The 6,185-nt window shown below is 62.0% G+C and carries 4 protein-coding genes; 1 reads left to right on the forward strand and 3 read right to left on the reverse strand.

The features are described from left to right. On the forward strand, positions 1-1,719 hold a 1,719-nt coding region (locus ACIREA_RS24355), incomplete at its 5' end, for a CocE/NonD family hydrolase (RefSeq protein WP_397384937.1). 12 nt (positions 1,720-1,731) lie between these two features. On the opposite strand, the gene ACIREA_RS24360 is transcribed toward ACIREA_RS24355, so the two are convergent. From ACIREA_RS24360 to ACIREA_RS24370, 3 genes are all read right to left on the reverse strand, one after another. Then, positions 1,732-2,706 carry a hypothetical protein gene (locus tag ACIREA_RS24360; RefSeq protein WP_397384938.1) on the reverse strand — a complete coding sequence of 325 codons (975 nt, stop codon included), beginning with the start codon at positions 2,704-2,706 and terminating at the stop codon, positions 1,732-1,734. 215 nt (positions 2,707-2,921) lie between these two features. Continuing rightward, positions 2,922-4,793, reverse strand: a complete 1,872-nt coding sequence (locus tag ACIREA_RS24365; RefSeq protein WP_397384939.1) for a DUF1549 and DUF1553 domain-containing protein — start codon at positions 4,791-4,793, stop codon at positions 2,922-2,924. Continuing rightward, positions 4,790-6,163 (reverse strand): DUF1501 domain-containing protein, encoded by a 1,374-nt coding sequence (locus ACIREA_RS24370; protein ID WP_397384940.1) that lies wholly within the window; start codon positions 6,161-6,163, stop codon positions 4,790-4,792. Before ACIREA_RS24370 ends, ACIREA_RS24365 begins: the two co-directional genes overlap by 4 nt. Positions 6,164-6,185: the final 22 nt, after the last annotated feature.

Raw genomic sequence — 6,185 nt, forward strand, 5'->3', positions numbered from 1 at the left:
GAGGAGCAGGCGCAGGCGGTTGAGTTTGTGAAGAAGACCTACGGCGAGCAGTGGGCGCGGCAGATCGAAGGGATGTTGAAACGCGCTGTGGCAGACAAAGTGGTGACGTCTGAGAGCTGGCTGAAGCAGGTCGGGGAATACACGAAGCCGGTGGAGAAAAAGACCGAGAAGCTTGCGATGCGTGATGGTATCAAGCTGGCCACGGACATTTACATGCCGCGTGGGGAGGGGGCGTTTCCCGTCATTCTCTCTCGCACCCCTTACAGCCGGGTGAAGGGCAGCGGGAGCGGAGCTGGCTTCACCGCTGCGGGTTATGTTTTTATCATTCAGGACATGCGCGGTCGCTTTGAGTCGGAGGGTGAAAACATTCCCTTCATCGGCTGCGGCTGGGGCGATCATCAGGATGGCGTGGACACGGTTGAGTGGATCAAAAAGCAGCCGTGGTGCAATGGCAGCATCGCCACCATCGGGGGTTCGGCAGGCGGCATCACGCAGAACCTGCTGGCGGGTGCGGCGCCCGGTGCCTTGAAGGCGCAGTACATCAGTGTGGCGCCGGCGGACATGTACACGGACGCGAGCTACATCGGCAGCGCGTTTCGCAAGGCGGATGTGGAGAACTGGACCCAGGGGAACAAGTTTGATGCGAGAGCGCTCTCGATCATGCATAAGCACCCGAGCTATGACGCGTACTGGCGCGGGAACGACACGAACACGAAGTTTGAAGTGATGAACGTGCCGGCGGTGAACATCGGCGGCTGGTTTGATATGTTTGCGCAGGGGACCATTGATCAATTTGTTGGGCGGCAGCAACGCGGTGCGCCGGGCTCCAAAGGCACGCAGAAGCTTATCATGGGGCCCTGGCATCATGGCGTCGGGCAGATGCCTGCCGGTCAGCTCACCTTCCCGAATGCGAAGCCGCCGCAGCAGTACAACTCGGGCCGCTGGTTTGAGCACTACTTGAAGGGCATCGACAACGGCATCGAGAAGGAACCTGCCGTGGCCTACTACGTGATGGGAGACACCAGCGCGCCTGGCGCTCCGGGCAACGAATGGCGCTATGCCAATGACTGGCCCATCCCGGCGAAGGAGACGCCTGTATATTTCATGGCGGACAAAAAGCTGGCACTGGAAGCACCCGCCTCAGGAGCCGCCCACCACGAGTACACTTTTGATCCCGCCCACCCATGCCCCACCATCGGCGGCAACAACCTCACCATCGAGCGCGGGCCGATGGATCAGCGCAGGGTCGAGAGCCGCGAGGACGCCGTGGTCTTCACCAGCGAGGCGCTCGACAAGCCGATGGAAATCACCGGTCGTCTGTGGGCTAAGGTTTTCGTCTCCTCCCGCGCTGCGGACACCGATCTCTCCGTGCGCATTTGCGATGTGTATCCAGATGGCCGCAGCATGCTCATGGCTGAAGGCATCCAGCGCTTGCGCTACCGCAAATCCCGCGAGCAACCCGAGCCGCTCACGCCCGGCCAGATCGAGGAAGTCACCGTCGATTGCTGGTCCACCAGCCTCATCATCAACACCGGCCATCGTGTCCGTGTGATGATCACCTCCAGCAACTTCCCCCGCTTTGATGTGAACCCCGGCACTGGGAAGCCCTGGAGTGATGACGGGGAGAAGGTGAAGCAGACCAACTGCATTTATTGCGACGCGGAGCACCCGTCACGGTTGCTGGTGCCGGTGGTTGGGGGTGTTGGGAAGGGAGAGTAAATTATAGACCGCTCATAACCCCAGATCGCCTTCGGCCATGATGGTGTGTTTGGGGGCCTGACGGAGGAGTTCGGGGAAAAGGAAGAAGTGGCAGACGTGCTGGTTGCGGCAGAGGATGGAGGGGGGCGGATCCCAGGTGAGGTCGGCAGGGAAGGCGGCGGCGGTGACGAGGACGGCACCGCCGGGGAGCAGGCCGGGATCTTTGACGAGGAGGCCTATCAGGGCGTAAAGTTCAGATCTGTCCTCTTGGGTGGTGAAACTTTCCAGCACATCCCAGCTACGCAAGCCACGCACGAGCCGGGGGGTGACCAGGAGGTAGGAACTGAGCACGCCTGCGTTATCAACAAGGCCGAGGAAATGATGCTTGCGCGTGGGGGCACTGCAAAACCAGCGCAGGTACTCGGGGGTGATCCATTTCTCAATGCGGTCCGTGCGCTGGTAAGGGCGTACGATGGCGGTGACTTGGGTGGGATCGGTCACCACGCGCTTATCAGCAGCCAGGGAGGGCCACCAAGAGTGTCCATACACACGTGAAGCGAGTCCGGCGGGGAAGAAACGGCGTGTCACGGTCTGCTCCGCGCGTGCGCCCATCTTAGACAGAGCCTCTTGAACACGGGGGCTGGGTGTGGTGTGGGTGATCATGGTTTGCTCCGCCACCTCGCGCTGCTGCAGGAAGACGAGTGCCGCTGCTTTGGGGAACTGCTCGTCTACGCAGAAGGTGGTGGCATAGAGCGTCTGGCAGGGCTTTTCCTGCCAGGCATGCAGGGCGGGGATGGAGCCGCCGTAGGCCACCAAGCGCCCTTTCGCATGCACCCAGCGCCCGCGTTCAGGGTTGATTGCAGCGGCGGGGTTTTCATCCCACCAGTGGCGCAGACGCTGCTCCCAGCCGTGACCGTTCTGCGGTGGTAGCTGCCGGTTCAGAAACTCAACCAGCTCCGACCGCGCCGTGGGGGTGTCGGGGTAGGGGCTGATGTCGAGTTTGGGCATGGGTTTCGCTGGGAACCTCTAAGATCCACCAGTCGACGGGGTCTTCAAGTGGCTTGACTCAATATGGAATTTATAGTGCGTGTCATGTTATGCGCTACAAGAATTCCGCGACTGAAACCAGCGGGGGTAAAATGGCCTTGTTACAGACTCGGGGCGGCTGGCAGAAACTCCTGATAATGAACGCGCCGCTACTCGTGGGGTGGTTCGTTCGTTGATCAGTCCACATACACAAACTCATTCGAGTTCAGCAGGGCAAGGCAGTAGTCTGCCAGTGCCTCGCGAAAGCCGGACGTAAGGGCGGTTTGTTTTTGCAGGAATTTTTGGCCGATTTCGATCTCCTGCGGTGTGGGCTGGCGAGAGAGGCAGCGCAGGGTGGCGGCGGTGATGAGGTCGGCGGCATTGGAGCCGTACTGTTCATTCAACTGTGTGGCGATCTTTGCGGCGATGCTGTGGGCGAAGTCGGAATTGAGCAGCATGAGGGCCTGCGGCGCGGTGGTGGAGGCATTGCGCCGGGCGCAGGAAATCTGGGCATCCGGGCGGTCAAAGAGCTCGAAGAGTGGGTGGCGAAGATTGCGCCGGGCGAAGGCGTAGATGCTGCGGCGGGTGTGCTCGCTCACGTCCTTGGTGGCTTCCGCCTGGCTCTTGATCAGGGTGCTGCTGATTTCCTTGGGAATGGGCAGTTTCACGCCTGGGCCGCCGGTTTTGAGATTGAGCTGGCCGCTGACGCTGAGCATGGCATCGCGCAGCATTTCGCCGGTGAGGCGTGTGGGGGTGGAGCTTTTCTGCTGATAGGTCTGCGACATCACGATGACCTTGTGCAGGCGCTTGAGACTCCAGTTTTGGCGTGGCAGTTCAGCGGCCAGCCAGTCGAGCAGGCCGGGATTAGCCGGGGCTTCGCCCTGATGACCGAGATCACCGGGAATGGCGGCGAGAGGATTGCCAAAGTGTTGCTGCCAGAGGCGGTTTGCCATGGCGCGGAGGAAGAGGGGATTGTTTTTGCTGGCGAGCCATTGTGCGAGTGCGGTGCGGTCGGCCTGTGGTGGAGTCGCGCCGAAGACGCGGGGGATGGCGGGCTGGATCCCTGGGCCGGGGCGCTTGAAGTCGCCACGCACGAAAACGGTGCTGGCGGGGATGCCTTCGGTGAAGATGCGGACGGCGGGGCCGAGAGGCTTGCTATTTTTGGTCAGCACGGTGTTGTCGAAGAAGGCGCGCAGACGGTAGAAGTCGGCCTGGCTGATGGGATCGTAGGGATGATCGTGACACTGCGCGCAGCCGACGGTGAGGCCGAGGCCCACGGCGCCGACGGTGGTGGCGATGTCATTGAGCAGGACGTGGCGGCGCTCGTTTTGATTGTTGAGATCCGGCATGTCCGGACAGGAGAAGAGGAAGCCGGTGGCGGTTTCGTCTCCCATCAAATCTCCCGCGATCTGATGCTGCACGAAGGCATCGAAAGGCATGTCGCGATTGAGCGCATCGATGACCCAGTCGCGGTATTGCCAGGCACGGTTGCGTTCGGCGTCGTACTCAAAGCCATCGGTGTCCGCGTAGCGTGCGAGGTCCAGCCACCACTGAGCCCAGTGCTCGCCGTAGCGGGGTGAGGCCAGCAGGCGGTCGGCTAGTTGCTCGATGCTTGATTCTGGATGCTGGATGCAAGCTTTCGAAAAGGCTGCGACTTCGTGGGGAGAAGGTGGCAGGCCGGTGAGATCGAAGGTGAGGCGGCGGATGAGCGTGGCGGGATCTGCGGGCGACGACGAATGCTCGGCGAGATCATCGATGCCTGTTTTGCCGGGTGCGGTTTGCAGAGGTTTGAAGGCCCAGTGATCTTTGTCCTCCGGCTTGATGGGGCGCTCGTCCTTCACGGGATCGGAGGAGGCGCGGATGGAGGCGGCGGGGGCGTATGGCGCGACTAGAAGCAGGCTCAATGCGATGCAGATAAGGAGGCGCTGGGGTTGCACGGATTTGCCGCAGAGGGGCGGAGAGGCAGAGGGAGCAGAGACTTTTTCAGCCAATCTCTCCTCCTCTGCCCCTTTGCGGCAAAATCGAGTGAGTGTCGGCCTGCCTTTGATCGCATCACCAGTCATGTTCATGCGAGAATGCCCTTCACGACACCGCTGCCTTCCACGCCGGTGAGGCGTTGATCGAGACCGTTGAGGCGGAAGGTGAGGCGCTCGTGATCCAGACCGAGGAGGTGCAGGATGGTGGCGTGGAGATCGTGGATATGGACTTTGTCCTGGGCGGCGCGCAGGCCGAATTCATCGGTGGCACCGTGGATGTGGCCGTGCTTCACGCCCGCGCCCATGAGCACGGTGGTGAAGCCCCAGGGGTTGTGATCGCGGCCCACGCCTTTTTCGCTCATGGGCATGCGGCCAAATTCGCCGCCCCAGATGACGAGGGTGTCCTCCAGCAGCCCGCGCTGCTTCAGATCGCGCAGCAGACCGGCCACGGGCTTGTCGGTGCGGGCGCAGTAGTCGGTGTGGTTTTTGAGCACGTTCTCGTGCGCGTCCCAGCCATTGGTGTCGCCGGAGTAGAGCTGCACAAAGCGCACGCCGCGCTCAATCATGCGCCGTGCCAGCAGGCAGCGGGTGCCGAATTCTTTGGTGGTGGCGTCGTCGATACCGTAGAGCTTTTTTGTGGCTTCGGTCTCGTGGGAGATGTCCACGGCTTCCGGTGCGGCGCTCTGCATGCGGAAGGCGAGCTCGTAGCTGCGGATGCGGGCGTCGAGTTCACTGTCCGCCGCGTGTTGCGCGAGATGCTGCGCATTCATCTGCTGGATGAGATCCAGTGTGGCGCGCTGGCGTGCGCTGCTGTGCGGCCCTTTCAGGTCCAGGATGGGATTGCCGCCCGCGCGCATGGTGGTGCCCTGATAGGTGGCTGGCAGGTAGCCACTGCCCCAGGCGGGTGGTCCGCCTTTGAGGCCACCACCGGGATCTGGCATGACGACGAAGGCAGGCATGTCCGCATTTTCAGAACCGAGGCCATACGACACCCAGCTGCCCATGCTGGGCTTGCCCATCTGGATGGAGCCGGTGTTCATCTGATAGACGGACTGCGGATGATTCACGCTGTCCCCATGGCAGCTGCGGATGACGCACATCTCATCTGCCAGCTCCGCCATGTGCGGGAGGAAGTCGCTGACCTCGATGCCACTTTGCCCATGCTTGCGGAAGGGTTTCACCGGCGCGAGCAGCGGATTCTGCGCCACCTTGCGCCGTGTCTCGACAGCGCCATAGCTGTCTGGCAAAGGATTGCCTGCGTGGCGGATGAGCTCGGGCTTTGGATCAAAGAGATCCACGTGGCTGGGCCCGCCGTGCATGAAGAGCCAGATCACGCGCTTGGCCTTTGATGGAAAGTGCGGGCGTGAATCTGCCATGAGATCTGACAGCGCCACGCTGGACAAGCCCATGGCCGTGCTGCCGAGGAAGCGGCGGCGGGACAGGGGAGCGAGGGCGCTGGGCATGGCGTGAAGACGTTGGCAGTGG

The sequence above is a fragment of the Prosthecobacter sp. genome (genome assembly GCF_044373815.1).
Classification (GTDB): domain Bacteria; phylum Verrucomicrobiota; class Verrucomicrobiia; order Verrucomicrobiales; family Verrucomicrobiaceae; genus Prosthecobacter.